Source organism: Limisphaera sp. 4302-co (assembly GCF_049537155.1).
Lineage (GTDB): Bacteria > Verrucomicrobiota > Verrucomicrobiia > Limisphaerales > Limisphaeraceae > Limisphaera.
In genome coordinates this window covers 27,829-51,533 of the sequence record NZ_JBMVQZ010000010.1, presented here as the reverse complement: position 1 = coordinate 51,533, position 23,705 = coordinate 27,829, and the positions used below count along the sequence as shown (strand labels likewise).

The 23,705-nt window shown below is 66.3% G+C and carries 18 protein-coding genes; 12 read left to right on the top strand and 6 right to left on the bottom strand.

The annotated features are described in order from the left end of the window. Positions 1-12 precede the first annotated feature (12 nt). Positions 13-1,506: a cytochrome c oxidase accessory protein CcoG gene (ccoG, locus tag ACPDIX_RS10880; protein ID WP_423431821.1), complete on the top strand. Its 1,494-nt coding sequence runs from the start codon at positions 13-15 to the stop codon at positions 1,504-1,506. Then, positions 1,503-2,000 (top strand): FixH family protein, encoded by a 498-nt coding sequence (locus ACPDIX_RS10875; RefSeq protein ID WP_423431820.1) that lies wholly within the window; start codon positions 1,503-1,505, stop codon positions 1,998-2,000. Before ccoG ends, ACPDIX_RS10875 begins: the two co-directional genes overlap by 4 nt. An 8-nt stretch (positions 2,001-2,008) precedes the next feature. On the opposite strand, the gene ACPDIX_RS10870 is transcribed toward ACPDIX_RS10875, so the two are convergent. Beyond that, positions 2,009-3,220: an MFS transporter gene (locus tag ACPDIX_RS10870; RefSeq protein ID WP_423431819.1), complete on the bottom strand. Its 1,212-nt coding sequence runs from the start codon at positions 3,218-3,220 to the stop codon at positions 2,009-2,011. A 303-nt stretch (positions 3,221-3,523) separates the two neighbouring features. Between ACPDIX_RS10870 and ACPDIX_RS10865 the strand changes: the two genes are divergently transcribed. The 9 genes from ACPDIX_RS10865 to ACPDIX_RS10825 all read left to right on the top strand — a co-directional run bounded on the left by ACPDIX_RS10865 (position 3,524) and on the right by ACPDIX_RS10825 (position 12,299). Continuing rightward, on the top strand, positions 3,524-5,914 hold the full coding sequence (locus tag ACPDIX_RS10865) for a TonB-dependent siderophore receptor (RefSeq protein WP_423431818.1): 2,391 nt from the start codon (positions 3,524-3,526) through the stop codon (positions 5,912-5,914). A gap of 109 nt (positions 5,915-6,023) precedes the next feature. After that, positions 6,024-7,367 (top strand): PepSY-associated TM helix domain-containing protein, encoded by a 1,344-nt coding sequence (locus ACPDIX_RS10860; RefSeq protein ID WP_423431817.1) that lies wholly within the window; start codon positions 6,024-6,026, stop codon positions 7,365-7,367. Positions 7,368-7,498: 131 nt separating this feature from the next. Beyond that, positions 7,499-8,359, top strand: coding sequence for a TonB family protein (locus ACPDIX_RS10855; protein ID WP_423431816.1), 861 nt, complete (start codon positions 7,499-7,501; stop codon positions 8,357-8,359). Positions 8,360-8,368: 9 nt separating this feature from the next. Beyond that, a complete protein-coding gene (locus tag ACPDIX_RS10850; RefSeq protein ID WP_423431815.1) occupies positions 8,369-9,061 on the top strand; it encodes a MotA/TolQ/ExbB proton channel family protein in 693 nt (230 codons plus the stop codon). A 6-nt stretch (positions 9,062-9,067) separates the two neighbouring features. Beyond that, a complete protein-coding gene (locus tag ACPDIX_RS10845) occupies positions 9,068-9,493 on the top strand; it encodes an ExbD/TolR family protein (protein ID WP_423431814.1) in 426 nt (141 codons plus the stop codon). A 1-nt stretch (position 9,494) separates the two neighbouring features. Then, entirely contained in the window at positions 9,495-10,055 is a 561-nt protein-coding gene (locus ACPDIX_RS10840; RefSeq protein ID WP_423431813.1) for a hypothetical protein, read from the top strand. Between the two features lie 164 nt (positions 10,056-10,219). After that, entirely contained in the window at positions 10,220-10,939 is a 720-nt protein-coding gene (gene pyrF, locus ACPDIX_RS10835; RefSeq protein ID WP_423431812.1) for an orotidine-5'-phosphate decarboxylase, read from the top strand. Positions 10,940-10,987: 48 nt separating this feature from the next. Beyond that, on the top strand, positions 10,988-11,281 hold the full coding sequence (locus ACPDIX_RS10830) for a putative quinol monooxygenase (protein ID WP_423431811.1): 294 nt from the start codon (positions 10,988-10,990) through the stop codon (positions 11,279-11,281). A 235-nt stretch (positions 11,282-11,516) separates the two neighbouring features. Continuing rightward, positions 11,517-12,299, top strand: coding sequence for a 3-keto-disaccharide hydrolase (locus ACPDIX_RS10825; protein ID WP_423431810.1), 783 nt, complete (start codon positions 11,517-11,519; stop codon positions 12,297-12,299). Between the two features lie 37 nt (positions 12,300-12,336). On the opposite strand, the gene ACPDIX_RS10820 is transcribed toward ACPDIX_RS10825, so the two are convergent. The 5 genes from ACPDIX_RS10820 to ACPDIX_RS10800 form a co-directional block, all read right to left on the bottom strand. Next, entirely contained in the window at positions 12,337-14,703 is a 2,367-nt protein-coding gene (locus ACPDIX_RS10820) for a glycoside hydrolase (protein ID WP_423431809.1), read from the bottom strand. Between the two features lie 109 nt (positions 14,704-14,812). Continuing rightward, positions 14,813-15,856, bottom strand: a complete 1,044-nt coding sequence (locus tag ACPDIX_RS10815) for a radical SAM protein (RefSeq protein WP_423431808.1) — start codon at positions 15,854-15,856, stop codon at positions 14,813-14,815. Beyond that, entirely contained in the window at positions 15,853-18,018 is a 2,166-nt protein-coding gene (locus ACPDIX_RS10810) for a sugar-binding domain-containing protein (RefSeq protein ID WP_423431807.1), read from the bottom strand. Before ACPDIX_RS10810 ends, ACPDIX_RS10815 begins: the two co-directional genes overlap by 4 nt. A gap of 187 nt (positions 18,019-18,205) precedes the next feature. Continuing rightward, on the bottom strand, positions 18,206-18,847 hold the full coding sequence (locus tag ACPDIX_RS10805) for a response regulator (RefSeq protein ID WP_423431806.1): 642 nt from the start codon (positions 18,845-18,847) through the stop codon (positions 18,206-18,208). Then, on the bottom strand, positions 18,844-21,858 hold the full coding sequence (locus ACPDIX_RS10800) for a sensor histidine kinase (protein ID WP_423431805.1): 3,015 nt from the start codon (positions 21,856-21,858) through the stop codon (positions 18,844-18,846). Before ACPDIX_RS10800 ends, ACPDIX_RS10805 begins: the two co-directional genes overlap by 4 nt. Positions 21,859-22,055: 197 nt before the next feature. Between ACPDIX_RS10800 and uxaC the strand changes: the two genes are divergently transcribed. Beyond that, a complete protein-coding gene (uxaC, locus tag ACPDIX_RS10795) occupies positions 22,056-23,510 on the top strand; it encodes a glucuronate isomerase (RefSeq protein ID WP_423431804.1) in 1,455 nt (484 codons plus the stop codon). The last annotated feature ends 195 nt before the right edge of the window (positions 23,511-23,705 follow it).

The window sequence follows — 23,705 nt, the reverse complement described above, 5'->3', positions numbered from 1 at the left end:
CATCCGCGTTGCATGGACGACACACGATCCCGGCCGGTTCCCCAGGGTCCCGTTCCCCTGACGGGCAACGGGCGGACGCCCCCGCCCGCAGTGCCGCGGTCGGACGATTTCCGCGATCACCTGGCCACGGCCGATGCACGCGGTCGGCGGATCTGGCTCTACCCGCGCAAACCGCAGGGGCGTTACACCCGGGCGCGCCGGATCGTGAGCGTGTTCCTCCTGGCCTTTTTGTTCGCCGGCCCGTTCCTGACCATCAACGGCAACCCGGTGCTCATGATCAATGTGGTGGAGCGACGTTTCTCGGTGCTGGGCCAGGTCTTCTGGCCGCAGGACGCCGCCATCCTGGCGCTGGGCTTGCTGCTGTTTTTCACCGCCATTGCCGTGTTCACCGCCGCGTTCGGCCGGCTTTGGTGCGGTTGGACCTGCCCGCAGACCGTGTTCATGGAGATGGTGTTCCGGCCGATCGAATACTGGATCGAGGGCGACGCGCCGGAGCAACGCGCCCTGAATGCGGCGCCGTGGACGGCCCGCAAGCTCTTCAAGAAGGTCACCAAGCACGTCATCTTCCTGGCCCTTTCCTTCCTGATCGGGAACACGTTCCTGGCCTATATCCTGGGCGGTCGGGCCTGGTGGGCACTCGTCACGGACGATCCCCGCCGGCACCTCACCGGCCTGGGGTTCATGCTCCTGTTCACGCTGGTCTTCTACGGCGTGTTCGCCCGGTTCCGCGAACAGGCATGCACATTCATCTGTCCCTACGGCCGGTTTCAGTCCGTTTTGTTGGACGAACACTCCATCGTGGTGGCCTACGACTACAAACGCGGCGAGCGGCGGGGCCGCTGGCGCCGCGACCAGTCACCGGCGCAACGGCGGGCCGCAGGTCTGGGCGACTGCATCGACTGCCGGCGGTGCGTGGAGGTCTGCCCCACGGGGATCGACATCCGAAACGGCACACAAATGGAATGTGTGAACTGCACCGCCTGCATGGACGCATGCGACGCGGTGATGGATCGGTTGGGCCTCCCGCGTGGCCTCATTCGATACGCCTCGCTCAACGGTATCGAGCGCGGAGAACGGCTGCGGATCACCCCGCGCATGGTCCTCTACACCTGCGTGCTGCTGGGATTGCTCACGGCTCTGGGTTTCATCCTGGCCACCCGCTCGCCGGTGGACGTCACCGTGCTGCGCGCCCCGGGCAGCCTGTTCCAAAAAACCCCCGAAGGCCGCATCAGCAACCTCTACCAGATGAAAATCGTCAACAAAACCGGCCAACCCATGCCGGTGGAGCTGAATCTCCTGGAACCGACCGGTCGCTTGACCGTCTTCGGTGCTCCCCTGGTGGTCCCGGCCGGCGACCTGATCCAGACCTCCGTCCTGGTCGAACTCGAACCCGGCCAGTTGCACAAGAGTCCCATGGAAATCCGGATCGCCGTTCAGCACGACGGTCGAACCCTGCAAACCATCCGTACGAGCTTTCTCGGCCCGGTGTCACCGACGCGACCATGAGCATGAAAGCTTCCGCTTCCCCCGCTCGTCCTTCGCTCTGGCCCCTGGGGCTGGTGACGGCTTTCGCCCTGTTCATCACCGGCACGGGCGTCCTCATCTGGCTGAGCCGGCAGGCGAACCTGGACCTGGTGCGGCCCGACTATTACGAGGCCGAATCGGCGCACGACGCCGAGCAGGCGCGCCGCCAGCGTGCAGCCGCACTGCAGCCGCGTCTGCGGGTGACCGTGGACCCGGCCGCCCGGCGTCTGCATCTCCAAATGCCGCCCGGACATCACAACGCCCGGGGCACCATCACACTGTACCGGCCCTCCGCAGCGGCCATGGACCGTGAGTTTCCGCTCCAGCCGGACGCCTTCGGGGCCCAGGAACTTTCCTTGCGCGATCTGGCCCACGGACTGTGGCGGTTGACCATCCTGTGGACAACGGCAGGCGAGGAATACGAGGAGACCAGCGAGTTCGTCCTGGCCCCAGGGTCCCACGGAACCGGCCCTTGATGGAATCTTCAGACTCCGCTTGATCCCGGGCTGACCGTGCCAGGGCCCTGGCCGCGGGTTCGCAGTGCAAACCAGACCGCTGCCGTGCCGGTCACCAGTGCCGCGACCAGGAATGCCCGGTGCATGCCCAGGCGCTCCCAAATCCAGCCAAAACCCACCGCCGCCGGAAGCGCCAGAAGCCCCGTCACCATGTGGTAAAGTCCGAACGCCGTCCCCTTGAGTGCAGGGGGGACCGCGTCGGCGAGAAAGGCGCGTTCTGCGCCTTCGGTGACCGCCGTGGCGGCCGCATGCAAGAGATACAATGTCATCAGTGCTCCCTGGGACCCGACCCAGGGCATGAGAACGAGCAGACCGGCCCGGAGAGGCCATCCTACCAGCAACAAACTCCTCCGTCCCCAGCGGTCCGCCGCCCGACCACACGGCCAGGCGCTGAGCGATCGCACGGCATGGGCTGCCGCCCAAAGAATGGGAATCTGATGGGTGGCCACACCGCCCTGATGAAGCCACAAGACCAGAAAAGCCTCCGGCACCGTCGCCAGCGCCACCGCACCCGCGGCCCCGACCAGATGCCGGAAGGCAGGGGGCAACCTTCCACCGGGCTCGACCGGTCCTGACAGGCCCGACCGGCCCGCTCCGGCAGGTTCGCGAACACCGAAGGCAACCAGAGCAATCGCCAGCGCGCCCGGGACGGCCGATGCGAGAAAGACCTGCTGCAGATCCGCCCCCAGCTTCAACAACGCCGCCGCGGCCAGCGGCCCCACCATGGCCCCGGCATGATCCATGGACCGGTGGAATCCGAATGCGTGACCTCGAATCGCGGAGGGAGCCGCGCCGGCGATCCACGCATCCCGCGGAGCCGTGCGCAGCCCCTTGCCCAGCCGGTCGCCAAATCGAAGCCCAAGCACCACCGCCCAGTGACCCGCCAAGCCGACACAGGGGCGCGCAAGATTGGAGATCATGTAACCCGCCACCGTGAGGGGCTTGCAGGCCAGGCCGCGATCGGCCAGCCGTCCCCCGACGAGTTTGAGCAGGCTGGAGGTCGTCTCGGCGATCCCCTCGATGAGACCGACCACGGTCGGAGCGGCGCCCAGTTGCACGGTCAGGAACAACGGCAGCAACGGCGCGATCATGTCGCTGGCCACGTCATTCAACAGACTGACGCAGCCCAGGACGATCACCGTCGCCGGCAGACGAACAGGATGAGCGCCTCGTCTTTCCATGCATTTCGCGCGGCCCGGCTGGTCGGCGTTCTCCCGTGCATCCCATGCGCCCGCCGGTGCGCAAAAGGATTCTGCACGCCCGGCCCACGGGCGTGCAACGGCCCGGCGAAGAGTGACGCTGAAAGTCCGGACCCGACCACTGCGACGGAAGGCGGGTCGGGGCCCGGGAGTCGCATCCGCCGCCGGTTCACCTGTTTCCGGGAACCGCTGCGTTGGGGAACCTCATCAAGTGCAACGCACCGACAATTTTTCGCAACCCACCGTTGGCGCCGCGCCAACCGTGTGGTGTTTACTCGCGCCCGTATGAAACGACATCTGCGAGTCAGCTTTGGCAGGGAACCGATGATGTTGGGGGGCTCGAACCTGCCTGTCTTCAATTGCCAGCGGGGCCGGCAGGCACTCAGATTCCGCGGTTCGGTTACCGGCTCGCCGGTCCGGCGCGTCTCTTTGGGGAGCTGGTTGATGGCAGGCACATTGCTCTGCATGGCCGGACCCGTGTGCGAGGTCGCCCGGGCGGCAGACAGCCAGGAAACCGTGCCTGCCACCAACGGGCCGGCCGCGCAGTTGCCTCCCATGGTCGTTCAAGGCGAGCCTGTGGCAACCGGCGGATGGCGGGTGGACAACACGCTGAAACTGCCCGCACCTCTGCACGAGATACCCCGCAGCATCACCGTCTTCGACGTGGAACAGATCCGGGAAATGAATTTTCGCACCCCGGTGGATACCTTCTACTACACACCCGGCCTGTTTCCCAATGCCGTGGGCAATGGCGCCTATCACTACATCGCCCGGGGCTTCCGGATGTTACCCGGCGACACCCTGGTGGACGGTTTCCAAGGTTTTTACGTCGGCGGCGGGCAGGCGCCCATGTCGCTGTACGGCGTAGAGCGCATGGTGATCCTCCGGGGTCCGGCTGGTTTGCAGTACGGCGCCGCCACGATGCCGGGCGCCGTCATCAATCTCATCACGAAAAAGCCGCGGCCGGAACCGCTGACCCGGCTGGATCTCAGCAGCTTCACCTACATCGGCGGCGGATGGGACCCCGGCGAACGGATCGGTTACGGTCTGGAGCTGGACTCCACGGGGCCGCTCGATCGTGACGGACGGGTCCTGTACCGGATCGTGGCCGCGGGCGACAACAGCGACATGTACACCGGGGACGTTGACTATCAAACGCGCTATTTCAGTGCCGCGGTCACGTTAAAGCTGGATCGGGACGGCCGTCACACCATCACCCCCCTGGTGCAGCTCTCGGAGAACAAGCGCCCGGGCGGGCTCGGGGTGGTGATGTCGCCCGCCACATCCCTCTCAACCTCCGACGGTCTGGCCGGCCCGATTCACGAGCATGACCTTTCGCCCTTGAGCGTGCGGCTGTGGGACGGTTCCCGGAAGGACAAGTTCCTTGTCGCCGGGTTCGATGCTCATTCGCATTTGGCCGACGCGTGGCTGGTCAACGCCGCCTACCGCGTGAACCATTACGAGACGGACATCCTCCAGTGGAGCCCCGTGGTCAACAGCGCGGCGCAGCGGAATCTGCTGGCGCAAAGCAATCTCGTGTACCGGACACAGTCCAAGAGTCAGGCGGACCGCCTGTATCACATGTTCGACGTGAACACCGTGTTCGAATTCGACCCCACGGACTGGTGGAAGAATCGGTTTCAACTGGGTGTCAACGGCCGGAAATACGACGCCGAAAGCCGATCCGCCACCGGGCCGCTTTCCACACCCCAGTCGCCCATTCACATCTACACGGGACAGGTGCTCGAGCCGGTGCGGGACGTCTCCACCGGCTGGGGGCCGGTCTCCACCAGTGACGAGTTCCATTGGAATCTGTACGCGCAGAACCAGGCCGCTTTTTTGGATGAGCGCTGGATCCTGACCCTCGGGATCGGCTACGGCCAGCAGCACTACGCCGACGCGCCCACCAGAAAAAGCGACGCCATCCCGATGGCGGGATTGCTCTGCAAGGTGACACCCGCGCTGGCCCTCTATGCAAGTTGCTCGACCAGTTATCAGCCTGCCGATCCGACGCTGGAGGATTACGAGGGTCGCAGTGGCGTGTTCGATCCCCAGACCGGGGTGAATTACGAGCTGGGCGCCAAGTACGACCTGCCACAGGGGCGTGCCAGTGTGGCCGCCGTGCTCTTCTGGACCGAGCGGGACAATGTCATCGTGCGGGATCTTTCCCGGGGCGACGTCAATGTGAACGGCAATCCATACTACGTCCAGGAGGGCGGCCAGCGCGCAGGCGGCGTGGAACTGTCCGCCGAGGTGCGCCCTGCCGAGGGTTGGCGGCTGAACGCCACGTTTGCCTGGATCGACGCCAGTTATGAAACCGGTCCGTTCCCCGAGCCGGTGGCCAAGACGCCCGAGTTCTCGTGGAGTTTGTACACACGTTACGATTTTCAACGGGGTCCGCTCGAGGGACTGGGCGCCAGCCTGGGCCTGGTCTGGCAGGACGAGCGCATGGCGGGCAACAGCGCCCGCAGCGCCAGCAGCCCGGATCCGCTGATGTTGCCGGCGTTCTGGCGGGTGGACGCGGGCCTGTTCTACAGGGTCAATGAACATTGGGACGTGGCGTTGCATGTCCAGAACCTGCTGGACGAGACCATCTTCGTGGATGGCACGACCGGTGCGAATCTGCAGGTGGCGGCTCCCCGGACGGTTACTTTGCGTGTAGGTTACCGGTTCTGAGGCAGGTTCCGTTCCTGTAACTCGGTGCCGCGGGAAGAGAAGAACGGGTTTGGCGGGCCGGATGGGTTTGGCGGCCCGCCGGGCCCTGCATGTTTGACCAGGAACACGTATGTGGCGCAGATGGCTCTTCTGGATTCACCTCGTCGCCGGTGTGGTGGCGGGTGTTGTGATTCTTGTCATGTCCCTCACCGGCGCATTCATCGCCTTTGAGAAACAGTTGGTTGCCTGGGCCGAAGGTGCGAACCGTAGGGCGGAACCACCGAACGAAGGCACCGCACCGCTGTCTTTGCAATCTCTGGTGGAACGGCTTCGTACCGAACAGGGCGGGCCGCCCCGGGCAATGACCATCCACGCCGATCCCTCGCTGGCGGTCGAGGTCATGATGGGCGGGGACGAACTTTTTTACTGGGACCCGTACACGGGTGAGTTGCGACCGGCGAGTGCCCGTGGGACGAGGTCGGTGTTGCGCGCGTTGACCGCCTGGCACCGGTGGCTGGGCCTCGAGGGCGAGCGACGGTCGTGGGGCAAGGCCGTCACCGGCGCCTGCAACCTGGCCTTTGTCGTGCTGATCCTCACCGGTGCCGTTCTTTGGTGGCCGTCCGGTCGCGGCGCGAACAGGTGGCGGATGCGATTGTGGTTTCGCCCCGGTGTGCGGGGGCGGGCCCGGGATTGGCACTGGCACCACGTGCTGGGTCTGTGGTGCGGCCCCGTCCTCCTGGTGCTGAGCGGCAGCGCCATTGTGATCTCCTATGCCTGGGCTGCGCGGTGGGTCCAAAGCATCGGCAGCACCGACGAGACCGGCACGCGGGTTCCGGCAGCCGAGGCGCGGTCTTCCGAAGCGGCCGCGGCACCCGGCGGACAGCCGGCTGCGCTGGACGAAGTGTGGGCACGGGTTCGCGAGCGGGTGCCGGACTGGCAAACGGCCACCATTCGCTTCGGAGCGGCGCCGCGCGGCCGGCCCGGCGCGGGAAGAACCGCCTCCGGAGACGGCAGGACCACCGCAGGAGCGGATTCGGAAAGGTTGGAAAGGGGCGCGCCGTCGGGAACCGCCGGTCCGGGTCAGCCGGACCGGGATCCCTCGGGCGGCCGGCCGGAGGGACCTCGATCCGGCGGTGCTCTCTCGACCCTCAGCTTCAGCGTACGAGAAAAGGGCGCCTGGCCCGTCTTTGCCACGGTCCAGATCGTGGCGGACGCGCGGTCCGGCCGGATCCTTTCGGTCCAGAGATTTTCCGACCAACCCCCGGGCCGGCGACTGCGCGCGTGGTTGCGCTTCCTCCACACCGGCGAAGCATTCGGTTGGCCCGGGCAGTTGATTGCCATGACGGCTTCACTCGGTGCGGTGGTTCTGGTGTGGACGGGACTGGCCCTGAGCTGGCGCCGGTTCTTCGCAAAGCGGACAGCCGTCCCGGCAGGGACAACGGGGCCGACCGGGCCGGTCTCCGGGACCGGTTGAGGGTCGGATCAAGTGCAATTCACCGACAAAAAAACGCAACCGACCGCAAGCGGCCTGACGGGCCCGCAGTTATGCTCGGTGACGGTGTGCGCAGATGGCGAGGCCGCACCCGGCTGACTGGTGGAACCGAAATGTTGCAGGTGCAAAAATCCATGCCGGTGAAGGAATGGTGGCCGGTCGGTGGAGTGGGGCGGTTCGACAGCCCGGCAGCGCGGTGGGCGGTGAAACGCCTGCCGGAAACGATGTCCCGTTGGGAATGGCTGCAACCGGCCCTGACCACCCTCTGGCTCTTTTGTGTCTTGGTGGGGACGGTGGGGTTGGTGGCACCTTATCCGGAGCCCGCGCAGCCGGTGGCAAAGCCCGTGCCGGCACCCGTCCAGGCCACGCTGCTCGACGTGCAGCTGGAATCCCCGACGATGGAGACCGGCACGCCGGCAGGTGCCCGGACGGACGAGCCGGTCCGATTGGCTGCGCCCGTGCCGCGGGATCCGGTACCGGCCGTCCCGGCGGCTGCTGCGATGCCGGACCTGCCCGTGCTGCCAGACATTCCCTCGGATGCCTTTTCCGAGGCTGACACCGCCGGCGCGGCAGTGCCGGCGGTTTCTGCGCCCGGACCTGCGGCCGTAACGGGGCCGCAGCGGGGTGGCACGGAGAGTTCCGGAACGACAGACCTGGCCGGTGGCGCCGGCATGCCGGGTGGCGTGCAGACGCTGGTGTGGGGCAGGGGTGAGGGACGCCAGCCCGCGCCTCCGTACCCCTGGGAGGCCCGGCGCCAGGGGCAGGAAGGGACCGTGCGCATCCGGTTTTGCGTGGGTGCGAACGGCCGAGTGTTATGGGCGGAGACCTTGGAAGGGTGTCCGTGGCCGTTGCTTCGGGAGGCGGCGCTGCACACGGTCCGTCGTTACTGGCGGTTCCGGCCCGGTGAGGTGAGGCTTTACGAAGTGGAGATCCGTTTTGAACTGGCCCGTCGGGACTCGACGGGTCGCGCGTGAGGGCGACTCATGTTGGCGAATGTCGTGGTGCATTGGTTTGTGGCGGGCGGGCCCATCATGTGGCCCATTCTGGGTTGCTTGCTGCTGGCCGGCACGGTGTTGGTGGAGCGCATCTGCTGGTGGTGGTCGTTACGGAAACGGCTGGATCCCCGGCGGATCGAGGAGGTACTGGCTGCAGTGGCGGAAGGCCGGTGGGAACGGGTGGTGGAACTGACCCGTGAATCCGAGGACCCGTTTTTGGTGACGTTGCGCAGCGGCCTGCGCAATGCGCACGTCTCCATCGTCGGAGCCATGCAAATGCGCGCCGCCGAGTTTCTGGATCAGGCCGAAAAACGACTCTGGGTGCTGAGTACGCTGATCACACTGGCGCCCCTGCTGGGGTTGCTGGGCACGGTCGTGGGGATCATGCAGTCGTTTCATTTTCTGGGAGACCAATCTTTGGCGGCCACCCGCATCAGTGGGGGAATTGCCGAAGCCCTGATCGCCACGGCCTCGGGCCTGTTCATCGCGATCCTGTGCCTGCTGCCGTACAACTGGCTGAGCCGCCGGCTCATTCGCATGAGAGGGCGCCTGGAACGCTGGATCAACCACGTGGAACTGCTCCTCCAACCGGATCGGGCCCGCCAAGTGGACTGGCAGGCGATTGTGGGCGGAGGGGGGCCGGTGACCGTGACCGCCGCACAGGTGTTTGTGGATTTTTGAGGAGCCATGCCGGTGACGTTGGGACCACGGGAACCCGGCGAGCAATCGCCCCGGATCGAGATCATTCCGCTGATCGATATCATGTTCTTTTTGCTGGCGGCCTTCATGTTGGTCAGCCTTTCGATGACCCATCTCGACAGCGTGCCGGTGCAGCTCCCCACGGCCGCCACCACGGAGACCGACGCGGGCAGGATCACGATTCATCTGGTGGTGGACCGCAACGGGATGATCTGGTGGGACGGTCGGGTGCACGCCCCGGCCGAACTGGCCGCCCGATTGGCGGAACAGTTGCAGGGTCAATCCGATCCACGCGTCGTGATCAGCGGCGACGGGGAGGCCCGACACGCCGATGTGGTGCGGGCGTTGGACGTGATCCGGGCCCTGGGCGTTCATCAGGTCACCCTGCACACCCGGCCGGCGGAGCCACGCTGACATGCAACGCCTGCTTCCGTGGATCAACGCGGTGGCCATCCCGGTCCTGGCCGGGCTGTGCGTCGTTCAGTGGTGGCACGACCGTGACGTCCAGTTGCGCCTGCGGCAGTGCCGGGAGGAATTGTCGCGTTCCCATGCCGAACGGCAGGAACTGGAAACCCGGTTGGAGCAGACGCAGGCCGATCTCGAGCTTTTCCGAGGCCGATACCAGGCGAGCGAGCAACGTGTTGCCGGGTTGACCACGGAGCTGCACCAGCGCACCGAGCAGTGGGAACGTTGCATGGCCGAGGCCGGGCAGACACGAGCCGCACTGACGAACTGGATGGAAGCCGTGCGTCTGCGAGATGAGAAGCTGGAAGAGGCCGCCTCCCGAATCCTCGAATTGAACACGCGCCTCGAGGAACTGGCCGACCGGTACCGCCAGTGCGTCACCAACCACCAGGCTCTTGTGGAACAGTACCAGCGGCTCCAACAGCGGCAGGACTCACACGGGCGCCACGGCGAACATCGGCAGGGGCCGCCACCGGGTGAACGGCGCCGGGACAGCCCGGGGGCGGACTGAAGCACGAGTCCACCCTCATCGGACCGGGTGGTTGCCCGCCAAGGCCCCCCGCCGGAACCGCCGGCTTTTCTTTGCAGCGAGGGGACTCCTCGTTCATCCGCGTCGGTCGTCAGGCGAGGGATTTGGCGATTGTCTGGTCGCCGACGGGTACGGATACTGCAGGCATGCGCAACCCGATCCTGGTGGCCCTTGACGTCCCCACAGCCGAACAGGCACTGTCGCTCGTACGCGAACTGGCGCCGGTGGTGGGAGGATTCAAGGTGGGCAGTGAGCTGTTTACGGCGGCGGGACCGGACCTCGTGCGGAGCATCCGGGCCACGGGCGCCTCCGTCTTCCTGGACCTGAAATTCCACGACATTCCCCACACGGTCAGTCGTGCCGTGGCGGCGGCGGTCCGGTTGGACGTCCAGATGTTGACCGTTCACACCAGCGGCGGCCTGGCCATGTTGCAGGCGGCCGAACAATCCGCCCAACACACCGCCTCCCAGACCGGGCGCACGGCACCTTTGGTCCTGGGGGTGACCGTCCTCACCAGCCTGGATGGAGCTGCGCTGGCCGAGGTGGGCTGCGACGATCACGTGGGCCGGCAGGTGGAACGGCTGGCCTCGCTGGCTGTACGCGCCGGATTGCGCGGACTGGTCTGTTCGCCGCTCGAAGTGGCCGGCCTGCGTCAGGTGCTGCCGACACGCATGCAGTTGGTCACGCCGGGGATCCGCCCGGAGGGTAGTGATCCCGGCGACCAGCGCCGGACCCTCACCCCGGCAGAGGCCCTGGAGGCCGGGGCGGATTGGCTGGTCATCGGACGCCCCATCACCGCCTCGCCCAACCCGCGCGAGGCGGCGGAGAAGATCCTTGCTTCATTGCCAAAGGACAGGAGGTCGTAAGGCCGGCCCGCGCGTCCCACATGCGTGCGCTTTGCTCGTGAAACACTCATGAAACCGTTGATCGTGATCGCCTCGATACAGGCCCGACGCGGTCGGGAAACCGAACTGGAACAGGCACTCCGGGACCTCATCGCTCCCACACGCCGGGAACCCGGCTGTATCCGGTACGATTTGCACCGGTCGCAGGATCGCCCCGGCCGGTTTCTGTTCTACGAGATTTGGACCGACCGGGCACACTTGGAAGAACATCTGCGCCGACCGCATCTCCAGGCGTTTCTGGCCCGTGTGCCGGAGCTGGTCGAAGGTGAGCCGGAACTCACCTTTTGGGAGCAGGTGGACTGAAGCCGCCTGGGACGACCTGCGAAGCAGGGCCGTGGAAAGCGCGGCCTGGCTGGTGGGGACGCCCGGGGGCGGGTTCCCGATCCCGCCGGCCGCCGCCTTGGAAGCGCGTGCCAGGCCGCCGCAGTGGCGGAGGCCGCGGCTGGAGCCGACCGGAGAGCTTGCATTCGGTCAGGTCCGCGAGTTAGAACCAATCCGCATCAAAGGGCGCAGCGCAAACGATCTCTGGAGGATCTCGATGAAACCATCATGGAGGATGCATGCCCCGCTGGGGCCGCTGGTGCTCGCAGGTTTGCTGGCAGGGACGACGCCGGAATCAGTTTTCTGGGGTCCGGTTTGCTGTCGGGCCGCCGAGGAAACGTCCGCTTCATGGCGGGAGTTGTTCAATGGACGAGATTTCACCGGCTGGCGTGCACCCACGGGAGAGTGGCAGGTGGTGGGCGACGTGGAGTTGGATCCGGCGGATCCCCGGCGGTTGCGGCCCCGGGAGGGATCGGGTGTGGCCTGGAACGGTCCGAACGGCCGCACGGTGCACCTGGTGTCGGAGGAGGAGTTCGGGGATGCGGAAATCCACGTGGAATTCTGCCTGGCCCGGCGTTCGAACTCCGGCGTCTATGTCATGGGCCGGTACGAGGTGCAGATCTACGACAGTCACGGCGTGGAGCGGGACAAGTATCCCGGGATCGAGTGCGGCGGGATTTATCCCCGTTGGGTGAACGGCCGTGAGGTGGAAGGTCATTCTCCGAAGGTGAACGCCAGCCTGCCTGCGGGCCGGTGGCAGTCGTTCGACATCCTGTTCCGCGCGCCCCGGTTCGATGCGGAGGGACGGAAAATCGAACCGGCCCGGTTCGTCCGGGTGTTGCACAATGGTCAGGTGGTGCACGAGAACGTCGTGGTCCACGGGCCCACACGCTCGGCCTTGTTCGAGGACGAAAAACCGGTCGGTCCCCTGATGCTGCAGGGCGATCACGGTCCGGTGGCCTTCCGAAACATCCGGGTGCGGGCGTTGCACCTGCCCTGAAGCAGGACTGCCGGCGCGGCGCGGGAAACCGCTCCGCTCATTCGGGTTCGATCCGGTAACCGCGCGCGGGCACCAGCCGGCCGTCCGGCGCCCGCCACGTCGAGTCGCCGAAGTTGACGGTGATGGCGATCCCGTTCCCGAAGCGGGTTTGCTGGACGGACCGGTCGGGCGTGAGGAAACGATGGTCCGTCATCTCCTGGTACCCGACGCGACGCACGACCGGACACACCGTGCGATAGGATTGGACGAAGCGTTCTTTTTGTTCCGCCCAGAGTTTCCGGTCGAACATGAACATCGGCGGCGTGCCGTACAGGAGGTTGAAGAGGTCCCGCAGATCCCACAGGGCGGGCAGCTTGTTGCTGTAGTCGCCCCAATACCAGTGGGCCACCACACAATCATGATAGACCAGTTCCCACAACGGCAGACGATATTGCCAGCCGAGCTGGTAGCGGCGCACCCGCGGTGGGACTTCGGTCCAGATCCGGCTCATGTTGCGCCCGGCGTCGGGCACGCGATAGGGTGCGAGACTGAGCATGCCTTCGAAGTAGTGGACCCAGGGCACGGCGGCGTCGTGACCGGTTTCTGACCCGGTCACAAGGCGCATTTCTTCACTTGTGAAGCGGAGTAATTCGAGACGGTGCCGGCGGCTTTCGGGCCGCGTCATGGGATGGGAAGGATCATAACACTCGCGCCAGGGGCTGGCCGTGGCGGTGTCAATGAAACGGGCCCGGTAAGCATGCGTGCGCAACTCGGCGCTGATGCGCGGTCGGGCATGTGAAAGTGCCCGGCTGTCACACAGCACCCCGCACGGAATGCGCGTTCCGTCGCGAGTTTCCACCTCCCAGCCCGGGATCCAGCGGCCTTGCCTGTCGCGGACCAGATCCGCCGGCCACGCTCCTCCGGGCCAGTCGGGATGAATGTGCCGCAGCCGGGGAAACTGCGCAGGATCCATCACGTCTTGATAAATGTCGTACCGTCCCGCCAGAACACCCAGCTCGTTCAGTTGTCGAATGGTTTCGGGGGATTGTCCCTGGCTCCACAGGATGCGTTCGATGCCGGCTGCCTGCATCTCCCGCACCAGTCGGACCGGATCGCGATCCCAGCACCAGACGTTCACCGCGCCCACGAGCAGGTCCACATGCGGGTTCAGCCGGCGTTTCTCCTCCAATGTTCGAAACCGGCCGGTCTCCTGTGCGTGCCTCCGGTATCGTTTGGCCATGGCCACGTGGCCGCCACGGTCGAAAAAGACGTACCGGATGCGCCGCGGATAGCCGTACCGGCCTCGTTGCGCTTCCCATTCCGGGGCCACCACAAGACGACCTTCAATCCGATGGAGGCGTATGGCGGCGTCGTCCGGTGTCTCCAGTATCGCCGCATGCCCGGCCGTCCCGTCCGTGACTCCCCAGAACGCCATGCAGATGCCGTGTCCGCCGTAGGCCACCAGTCGGAACAGCTCCACGTCCGGGTCCTCCACCGGATAGGAGATGCCCTCGTTCATGGGCAGCACCAGGTATTGCCCCGGCCGGCTTTCAAACGGATGCGGAAAGCGCAGCGGTCCGTCTTCCAGCGGGCCGGAGCCACTCAGCTCCACGATGAGTTCCGGCTCCCCCGGCACGCTGCGCACGGTCATCCGCAGGGCATGATCCCGGCGCAGATCTTCCAGTTCGAGTTCGCAACCGCCGCCCAACGCGCGGACCTGGAGCACCCGCATCTCACGGTGCAAGGGAATCTGCCGCCAGACCATGCCGGTCCGCCGATCCTGCACCTGCAGCGTGGCTTGCGATGTGTGGATGGTGATCGAGAGGACTTCGTTTTCCCACCGGAGAACCGCCGGCAGCCTGGGATCAGGTTGGCGCGTGGACGCAACCGTTGGCTCCCACACAACGTCGTCGATCCACACCGTGACCGGTCCGGTGCCAATGAACCGGGGCTGCAGCTCCGTGATGCCCTCCGGCACGACCCATCGGATGCGGATGAACTGCCACGAATCGGCCTCTTCGATCGGCCGGGCGCCGTACGTCCAATCCTGTACCTGTCCATTGGCGTCCCGGAGCGAGGCACAGACCAGGGCGGTTCCCGACCCGGACTTTCGCACCCAGACCTGCAGCCCGACCACCTGGCCGGGCACAACCGCCAACCGTAGCTCCGGTTCCAGGGCCCAGTCCCGCGTGCCCGTGTGCTCCACCCGCGCAGCTGCCCGGCCCGAGTGCACCACGTGGTTGTCCAGAGAAAGGCGGCCGACACCGGCATCACGCGTCCAAAGCGGCCGCCAACCGGTCAGACCGGCTTCGAAACCGCCGTTGGTCAGGCTGACAGCAGAGATGCAAGGGAACCCGGCCAGCCACAATAGCACCAGAAAACCGGCAAACCGTGCGCGCTTCTTCATACGGGCTCGGACGCTCATCCCCACACTCCTCTTCAACCCCGATCGACAGGCCCGCCAACTACCGGAACAGACCGCCGGGCACTCCACTTGCAGCAATCGCCAGCCTCACAGCACCCGGCAGAACCTTTCAGGCCCGATGGTCGAATCGGTATAGGCCTGCCTGCTCGGCGACCTCGCGCGCCCGACGCCACTCGGCCCGGGTGATCCGCCGCTGCAACTCCGGGTAGAGCCTTGCACCAGCCGGACCCAAAACACGACCGGCCGGATGGTACTGGTCCATGAGATTGATGTACGTGTGAGGCGAGATCTCCCGCACCAGCCACCCGGCGATCTCAGCCGTTCCGGCCAGGTTCCCGGGCATGACAAGGTGCCGGACCAACAGGCCGCGCCGGGCCAATCCGTGTTCGTCGAACTGGAGATCTCCAACCTGACGGTGCATCTCCCGAATCGCAGCCCGCGTCCTCTCCGGATAATCCGGCGCGTGCGCCAGCCGCCGGGCCGCCTCCGGAGACCAGAACTTGAAATCAGGCATGTAGATGTCCACCACGCCATCCAGCCACTGCAGGGTCTCCACCGAATCGTACCCGCTGCTGTTGTACACGATGGGCAGTCGAAGCCCCGTCTCCGCCGCCAGCGCAAGGGCCTCGAGCAACTGGGGCACGACGTGCGAGGGGGTAACCCAGTTGATGTTGTGACAACCGGCCGCCTGTAACCGGAGCATCACCGCGGCCAGCTCCCCGGCGTTCAACAAATCCCCGGCCGGCCGATGGCTGATGTCGTGGTTCTGACAAAACACGCAACGAAGATTGCAGCCGCCGAGGAAGATCGTGCCCGACCCCTGCCAGCCGCGCAGGCAATCTTCCTCACCAAAGTGCGGAAACGCGGACGCCACACGGGCCAGACGCCCGATTCCGCAGAAACCCACCTCCCCTGCCAGGCGATTCACCTCACACCGGCGCGGACAAACGCGGCACACGGCCAGTGCCGACCTGGCCTGCTCGGCCCGGCGACGCAGCTCGCCGCTCTGCGCCAGTTCCAGATAGGCCGGCCATGTTCGCGGCCGACTCGGTCGCTGCGCGGCAGGCTGTGCGGGCGCCGCGGGCCCGGTGCCCGCCGCGCAGCCGCGCGCCGATGGATTCTGCTCCCGATCCACCGCGGGTTGGTCCTTCATGGCTCGTTCAATCCCGGTTCTGCAGGGCCCGGGTTCCCGGCCTCCCCGTTCGGCATCCACAACGCCACATCAATATACTGCCCGCCGCGGGTTTGATGACAATGGACCGCCAGCACGTTGGTGCCCGGGCGCAGGGCCGCCCGTGCCTCGGCGCCCAGCGGTACCGCCACATAATCCGTCGTGTAACCCTTCAGTTGGGCAATCAGCACCCCGTTGATCCAGACCGTGGCATCCTCGTCGTGGTGGACCAGCAGTTGCACGTTTTCGGGCACCGGATCCGGACAGGTGAACACCCTGCGCAACCACAGGTCCGGCCCCGACCAGGTCGTCTGCACAAAGGCCCCAGGAGTCCCGTAGGTGCCGAACCCGCCGGATCCCTCGGCCCAGTCGGCGTCGTTGTAACCCGGGTCATACCAACCTTCGGGCGGGCTGGTGATTCGGTACCGCCACGTAACCGGCTCGAGGAATGCGGGTGGCGAAAGGAACCGCCCCGGCCAGGGTGCCGACGGATCCCGGTTGACGCGCAGCAGAAAGGCCGGATCGAGCTTGCTCAGCGCACGGTCGTAGGTGAGCAGGCCGTTGCATTCGGTTTCCACGTCGGTCGTCTGAGTGTAGACGGCGGCGCTCAGGCCGCTGACGCGGTGGAGCTGCCACACCTGCTGGAGCAGACGTTGGTACCGCGCAGCCAGGGCCGCGGCATCCGGCAGCATGACGTACCCCCAGAACTGCGTGGACCACGTGTGCCCGGGAACCGCCAGGCCGAGCCCGCCAAACTCACCCAACACCGCCGCACGGGCCGGCTCCGGGGGCGGCGAGACCGGCCCCGGATAACTGTGCACGTCCACCAGATCACCCACCTGCCGGTCCGTCCATCCGCTGGCATTGCTCACCAGGCGGTCGGGATCCAGTTCCTTCACCCAGGCCGTCAGACGCTCCGTGTCGTACTGGCCCCAGCCCTCATTGAACAGCACCCAGACGATGATGGAGGGATGATTCCGCCGGGCCTCGATCATGCGCTGGAGTTCCACCTCGAACTGCAGCCGCGTCTCCGGCGAATGATTCTCGCCGCTCGGCATGTCCTGCCAGACCAGCAGCCCGAGTCGGTCACACCAGTAATACCACCGTTCCGACTCCACCTTGACGTGTTTGCGGGCCAGGTTGAACCCCACATTCTTGAGAAACTGCAGGTCGTGCCGGATGGCCTCGTCACTGGGCGGCGTGTAAATGCCGTCGGGCCAGTAACCCTGATCGAGCGTCCCAAGCTGAAAGATCGTGCGACCGTTCAGCGCGATGCGGGCCCGGCCGTCTTCTCCCGTTCGGAGCGTCACCGTCCGCAACCCGAAATAGCTGGTCACACGATCCAGCGGTTCGCCCCGCCGGACCAGCGCCACCTCCAGGTCGTAAAGAAACGGGTCTTCCGGCGACCAGTGACGCGGCTCGGAAATCCGGAGCCACAGCTCGCGAGCCGCCGGCCCGGTGACACGAGCCACTTCCCGTCCCTCCGCCCGGGCCACCGCCACCACTCCCAACTCATCGTCCGACCCTGAAGGGTCCACACGCAGGCGCAGCCCGTTCAATTCTGGCCGGAGCACCAGTCGGTTGATACAGAGCTGCGGCACCGGCTCCAACCACACCGTCTGCCAGATGCCGGACGCCGGCGTGTAAAAAATCCCTTCATTCCGATGCGCCTGTTTGCCACGGGGCTGACCCCCTTCCGTGGGATCCTGTACCGCCACCAAAAGCTCGTTCTCATCCTGAAACCGCACGGCCCGGGTGATGTCGAACGTGAAGGGATCGTAACCCCCCCGGTGTTCGCCCACAAAAACCCCGTTGACCCATACCCGGCACCACCAGTCCACCGCCCCGAAGTGCAGTCGCAGCCTCCGCTCCCGCCACGAATCCGGGACGCGAAACGTGCGCCGGTACCAGAGTCGCTCGTCCGGGCGCAGGCGCCGGCCCACCCCGCTCAAAGGTGATTCGATGGGAAAGGGCACCAAAATCCGCCCGTCCCAGGCCGCGGGTGGTTCGGCCTGCGAAACCGGCTTCACGGCATACGACCACAGCCCGTTGAGGTTTTGCCAGTCGGGTCGCACCATGGTGGGCCGCGGGTACTCGGCCCAGACCCGGTCCGGGCTCACCTCCTCGGCCCATCGAGTGGTCATGCTGCCCGGAACGATCCTCCAGGAGGCGGCCGTGTCCGTCTGTGGCTGGCCCTCCGCATGCGAGGCGGCCACCAGCCAACCCGCCACCGATGGAAGCGCACACCACGCCGCAACAAACGCCCGGCCTCTGCCCCGCTTTTTCACCGGGGCAATCCTTCTCCGCCGGGCCCGATCCAAACCCTTCTTCCTAGCGGCGCAGGTATTTGGCCACCGCTTCCGTGCGGGAGCGGACATGCAGTTTCTCATAAATGCGCCGGATGTAGTTGCGAACCGTGTGGATGCTCACTCCCAGTTTGTCCGCGATCTCCTTGTACGCCCGCCCCTCGGCCAGCCCTTCCAACACCTCGCGCTCGCGCGGCGACAATTCCGACGCCGGGTCCGGTCGCGGCGGCGGTTGTTGGAAGGAGGTCACGATCTTGCGCGCGATGGGCGCCGACATGGGCGAGCCGCCGCCGTGCACTTCGCGGATCGCGTCGAGGAGCCGGGGAGGCGCCAGCCGTTTCAACAGGTACCCCGTGGCCCCTGCCGCCAGCGCCCGGAAGATCCGGTCGGTGTCCTCGAACACGGTGAGCATCACGATCTGCGCCTCCGGCAGCAGCGGTTTCAGCCGCTGTACGCACTCGATGCCGTCCATGCTGCCGAGGTTGATGTCCATCAACACCACGTCCGGCCGGTCCTCCGGCAGACAGGCCAGCGCCTCCTCCCCGCTGGCGCAGGCGCGAACGCAGTGGAACCCCTCTGCTGCGTCAATGTAGGCGGCAATCTGCTCTCGAAGCTCGGCCTCATCGTCCACAATCGCCACTCGAATGATGTCCGATCGCGTCTTCATGCGTCTGCTCGGGGAAGCGGGAAACCCAGCTCCACCACGGTTCCCAGGCCCGGCCGGGCCGTGACACGGCAGTACCCGCCGATGTCGCTCATGCGACGCTGCATGTTCCGCAGGCCGTCCTGGCCGGGGTGGGAGGACGCCGCGGGTTCGAACCCCTGACCGTCGTCCTCCACACGAATGATGAGCGAACCGTTGAGCGCCTGCATCTCCAGATGCACCCGCGTGGCACGAGCGTGCTTGAGCACGTTGCTCAGCGCTTCCTCGCAAGCAAGGAAAACCTCGTGCCGGACCTCGGCCGTCAACGGCACGTGCGGCACCTGGCGCGGAAGCCGCAACTGGCATTCCACCGGCGTGCCCTGAAAGTACTCCGTGGCATACTGCGCCAGGTAGGACACCAGATGTTCGAGACTGTCATTGCTGGGATTGACCGCCCAAACGATCTCGTCCAACGCCTGCAACAACGCACGCGAGGTGTCCGCAATGGCCTGCAGCTTGCCCGCCGTGGCCTCGGTGCCCTTGGTCTCCAGCAGCGCACGCTCGCTCAGAAAGGAGATCCGCGTCAGCTTGGAACCCAGTTCATCGTGCATGTCGCGCGCAATCCGCATCCGTTCCTTGTGCATGGCCTCCTGCTGCGCCAGATGCTCCAACTGCCGACGCAGGCGCCGGTGGGAAAGCCAGCGCACCACCCCGGCCACGCTCCCAGCCAACAACACCGCCCACAACATCATCCCCCAGAAACTCCGCCAGAACGGCGTGGGCACCAGCAACCGCAGCTCCGTCACCTCGCTTTCCCAACTGCCATCCTCGCTCCGCGCACGGATCTGCAGCCGGTAATGTCCCCCGGGCAACCGACCATACCGGACGCGCCGCTCCGGACCGTCGTCCACCCAGTCCACGTCGAAACCATCCAACCGGTGCTGAAACCGGACTCGCTCCCCTCCGGCCGGCAGGGGCGCCGTGAACTCCACCATCAGCGAACGCAAGCTGGCCGGCAATCGCAAGTGACCCGCCCCGTTGACTCTCGACTCCCCGGGCGGCGGACGCGGTACGGGCCAGGCCTCCCCGTTGACCACCAGACTCTCGATCCAGACCGCAGGTGCGGGAAACTCTTCCGGAACCTCCTCCGCCTGCACACTTACCAGGCCGGACTCGGTGGCAAACCAGATGCGTCCGTCCGGTCCCGTCACCGACTGCGGCCAACCCCACCGCAAAGACCCCTCGGAACGACTCCTCGGCACCAGCCAGCGGCGCGGACGCACCTTCAAATCGCCATCCCCCCAGCGGCGCACCGCCGCCGGCGGCAACTGGTAAACCGACGTCCCCGTACTCCACCACAGCCCGCCCTGTGCATCCATCTGCAACCCACGTACCGGAACCCAATCCGCGTCCGCCCACGACCGCACCAACCAACGGCGCCCGGTCCAGCAGACCAGGCCCCGATCCGTGCCCACCCACAGCCGTTCCCCCGCACCCCGGCAAAACGACCGAATAGCCACCGGCTCCGACCACGGCCCCGGCTCAATCTCGCGCCACACCCCGCCCCGGCGGCGCCACAGCCGGCCACTCTCGGTCCCCACCCACACCTCCTGGCCCTCCACCAGCAACGCCGTCACCCGCTCCTGCGGAACAGGAGCCGTTTCCGCAGCCCCAGCCGGATCTCCCGGGTTCCAATGTTGGAGCCCTCCCGAACGCGGAGCCACCCACAGTCCCCCGGCCGGATCGGTCCCCACCAGCCCAATGTCATCCGAAACCAGTCCGTCGGCCGTGCCGTACCGGATCACACGATCCGGCCGCACCTCGTACAGCCCCGCACCGGCCGTGCCCACCCACATCACATCCGGCCCCTCAAAAGCCACTGCACTGACCAGATTCCTCACCGCACCCCGCCACCACCCACCGGCCGGTTGAAAGGTGTCGCCACTCCGCATCCACAGACCATGCCCCTCCACACCCGCCCAGAGCCGGCCCGAGGGATGCGAGGCCACCAGGATCGCCGGACCCGACGGCAAACCTGACTCCGCGCCATGCAACCACACACGCGCCGGACTCAGGCATACCAGTCCCGAATTGCCCGTGCCCAACCACAGGTTCCCCGCCCGGTCCTCGCACAGCGCGCGCACATCGTTCGGAAGCGTCCCGGATCGCAACGTCAGCGGCACGAACCGTTCACCCGTGAAGTAAAACAATCCCTGCCCGCTGGTGCCGATCCACAACCGACCGTCCCGCCCCTCCCACAACGTCCAGATCCGGACCGACGTCACATCGCCGCTCCGGAAGTAATTCACCCGCTTGCCCTCGGTCAGATTCACCAGATACGTGTCCCCGAACGCCCACAGGTTGCCCTGCCGGTCCTCGTACACACCGAGAAACTCCGGACTCCGCCCCGTGCTCTCCGCCTCGAACCGCACCGGCCGGATCCGTCCCCCCTGCAACTGGCAGATCCCCCCGGCCGTCGTAATCCAAAGATCCCCGTTCCTTGCCAAAGACACCTGGCTGACGGTGTCGTGCGGCAGTCCGTCGGCCACGCTGAACAGGTGACTCCGCCCGTTCCGCCATTCCACCAGCCCGGCTCCCGTGCCCACCCACACCGTCCCGTTGTCCATCGCCGTCACCGTGTGAATGGGCACCGAGGGCGCAACCGGCAGCGCCACCGGTCGCAGGCCTTCCCCCTCCCAGACGAACAAGCCCGAACCTTGCGTCCCCACCCACAAACGTCCCTGCCCATCCTCGCACAAGACCGTCACCGCCAACGGCTCCCCGGCTTCGCTCCCCCACGGCCTCACCGCCCGGAACCGCACCCCGTCGAACCGCGCCAGACCTTTGGGCGTGCCCACCCACAAATAGCCGTCCCGCGTCTGCCACACCGCCGTCACCGTCCGATCCGGCAGCCCGTCCTCCGGCCGCCACACGCGGACCGTCATCTCCACCGGACCGCGCGGCGCCGCCCCGGACAGGACACCCAGTCCCGCCACCCACACGCAGCACACCGCCCAAAAACGTCCGGATCCCATGTTCTGCCCAACTGGCCCCGTCGTGCCGGCGCCCGGCCGGCACGCCTCTGCTGCCAGCCTAGCCCCGACCCGGACTCTCTGGCAACTGCACGCCACTTCCACCCTCCGGCGCCTCCCGGTCCCGTGCAAAAAACCGGGGTCTTCGTGCACAATTTGCACCTTGCCGCCGGCACAAACCCTGCGCTTTGCTGGAAACCATGAAGGGCTTCATTCACGAGGACTTCTTGTTGACCACGCGCACCGCGCGCCGGCTCTACCACGAGTACGCCGAGCCGGAACCCATCCTCGATTTTCACTGCCACCTGCCACCCCGCGACCTGGCCGAGGACCGCCGCTTCCAGAACCTCTTCGAAATCTGGCTTGAAGGCGACCATTACAAATGGCGCGCCATGCGCTCCAACGGCGTGGACGAACGCTACTGCACCGGCGACGCGCCGCCCTACGAAAAATTCCTCGCCTGGGCCCGCACCGTCCCCCACACCCTCCGCAACCCCCTCTTCCACTGGACCCACCTCGAACTCAAACGTTACTTCGGCATCAATTGCCTCCTCAACGAACATACCGCACCCGACATCTGGAAACGCGCCAATGAGTGCCTCGCCAGACCCCAACTCTCCGCACGCGGCATCCTCCAAAAATTCGACGTCCAGCTCGTCGCCACCACCGACGACCCGACCGACGACCTCCGCCACCACAAGTCCCTCGCCCGCGAAGAACTCCCCTTCAAAGTCGTGCCCACCTTCCGCCCGGACAAGGCCCTCAACATCCACCAAACCCAACCCTGGAACGCATGGGTGGACCAACTGGCCGCCGCGGCAAATGTGGACATCGCCTCCTGGGACCATTTCCTCCACGCACTCGAACGCCGTCACGACGCCTTCGCCGAACTCGGTTGCCGCGCCACGGACCACGGACTCGAATGCGCCTTCGCCACCTTCACCACGGAAACCCGGTTGCGCACCATCTTCCGCAAAGCCCGCGCCGGCCGGCCCGTCAGCCCGGACGAACGCGACGCCTTCGCCACCCATGTCATGCTCCACATCGGCCGCCTCAACGCCGCAAAAAACTGGGTCATGCAGCTCCACCTCGGCGCCATGCGCAACAACAACACCCGCAGGTTCCGAGAACTCGGCCCCGACACCGGATTCGATTCCATCGGCGATTTCCCGCAGGCACGCAACCTGGCCCTCTTCCTCGACCGCCTCGATCAGGAGCAGAGCCTCCCCCGTACCATCCTCTACAACCTCAATCCCGCCGATAACTACGTCTTCGGTACCATGCTCGGCAACTTCATGGACGGCCGCATCCCGGGCAAAATCCAGTTCGGCCCGGCCTGGTGGTTTCTCGACCAAAAAGAGGGCATGGAATGGCAACTCAACACCCTCTCCAACCTCGGCCTCCTGACCCGCTTCGTCGGCATGGTCACCGACTCCCGCTCCTTCATGAGTTATCCGCGCCACGAATACTATCGCCGCGTCCTCTGCAACCTCGTCGGCCGCGACGTCGAAAACGGCGAAATCCCGAACGATGACAAACTCCTCGCCCCCCTCATCCGCAACCTCTGCTACGCCAACGCGCGCTCCTTCTTCGGATTCGAATCCCTCCTGCCCGAGTCCCCGCCAAAACGACGGGCCGGAAAATGCGGCAACTGAACCGCCGTTCCCCCGCGCTGCGCCGCTCGGAAACGGCGGATCCGTCCCGAACCTCCCGCTGCCACTCCACCAAGCCCGACTTCGGGATGCTCCCCCGGCGTGTCCCTTCACACGGTCCCGCACGACCCCTCCAGCGCCAACCCCTCCCCGGCAGCCCAAGGCACAGGGCGCAGCCCTCGCCAGACCAAGGGTCCT

Coding starts and splice junctions, on each gene's coding strand:
- ACPDIX_RS10860 (WP_423431817.1), top strand. CDS start 6,024: ATGTGGCGCAGATGGCTCTTCTGGATTCACCTCGTCGCCGGTGTGGTG.
- ACPDIX_RS10875 (WP_423431820.1), top strand. CDS start 1,503: ATGAGCATGAAAGCTTCCGCTTCCCCCGCTCGTCCTTCGCTCTGGCCC.
- ACPDIX_RS10810 (WP_423431807.1), bottom strand. CDS start 18,018: ATGACCACTCGATGGGCCGAGGAGGTGAGCCCGGACCGGGTCTGGGCC.
- uxaC (WP_423431804.1), top strand. CDS start 22,056: ATGAAGGGCTTCATTCACGAGGACTTCTTGTTGACCACGCGCACCGCG.
- ACPDIX_RS10815 (WP_423431808.1), bottom strand. CDS start 15,856: ATGAAGGACCAACCCGCGGTGGATCGGGAGCAGAATCCATCGGCGCGC.
- pyrF (WP_423431812.1), top strand. CDS start 10,220: ATGCGCAACCCGATCCTGGTGGCCCTTGACGTCCCCACAGCCGAACAG.
- ACPDIX_RS10825 (WP_423431810.1), top strand. CDS start 11,517: ATGAAACCATCATGGAGGATGCATGCCCCGCTGGGGCCGCTGGTGCTC.
- ACPDIX_RS10820 (WP_423431809.1), bottom strand. CDS start 14,703: ATGAGCGTCCGAGCCCGTATGAAGAAGCGCGCACGGTTTGCCGGTTTT.
- ccoG (WP_423431821.1), top strand. CDS start 13: ATGGACGACACACGATCCCGGCCGGTTCCCCAGGGTCCCGTTCCCCTG.
- ACPDIX_RS10855 (WP_423431816.1), top strand. CDS start 7,499: ATGTTGCAGGTGCAAAAATCCATGCCGGTGAAGGAATGGTGGCCGGTC.
- ACPDIX_RS10845 (WP_423431814.1), top strand. CDS start 9,068: ATGCCGGTGACGTTGGGACCACGGGAACCCGGCGAGCAATCGCCCCGG.
- ACPDIX_RS10865 (WP_423431818.1), top strand. CDS start 3,524: ATGAAACGACATCTGCGAGTCAGCTTTGGCAGGGAACCGATGATGTTG.
- ACPDIX_RS10805 (WP_423431806.1), bottom strand. CDS start 18,847: ATGAAGACGCGATCGGACATCATTCGAGTGGCGATTGTGGACGATGAG.
- ACPDIX_RS10850 (WP_423431815.1), top strand. CDS start 8,369: ATGTTGGCGAATGTCGTGGTGCATTGGTTTGTGGCGGGCGGGCCCATC.
- ACPDIX_RS10840 (WP_423431813.1), top strand. CDS start 9,495: ATGCAACGCCTGCTTCCGTGGATCAACGCGGTGGCCATCCCGGTCCTG.
- ACPDIX_RS10830 (WP_423431811.1), top strand. CDS start 10,988: ATGAAACCGTTGATCGTGATCGCCTCGATACAGGCCCGACGCGGTCGG.
- ACPDIX_RS10800 (WP_423431805.1), bottom strand. CDS start 21,858: ATGGGATCCGGACGTTTTTGGGCGGTGTGCTGCGTGTGGGTGGCGGGA.
- ACPDIX_RS10870 (WP_423431819.1), bottom strand. CDS start 3,220: ATGGAAAGACGAGGCGCTCATCCTGTTCGTCTGCCGGCGACGGTGATC.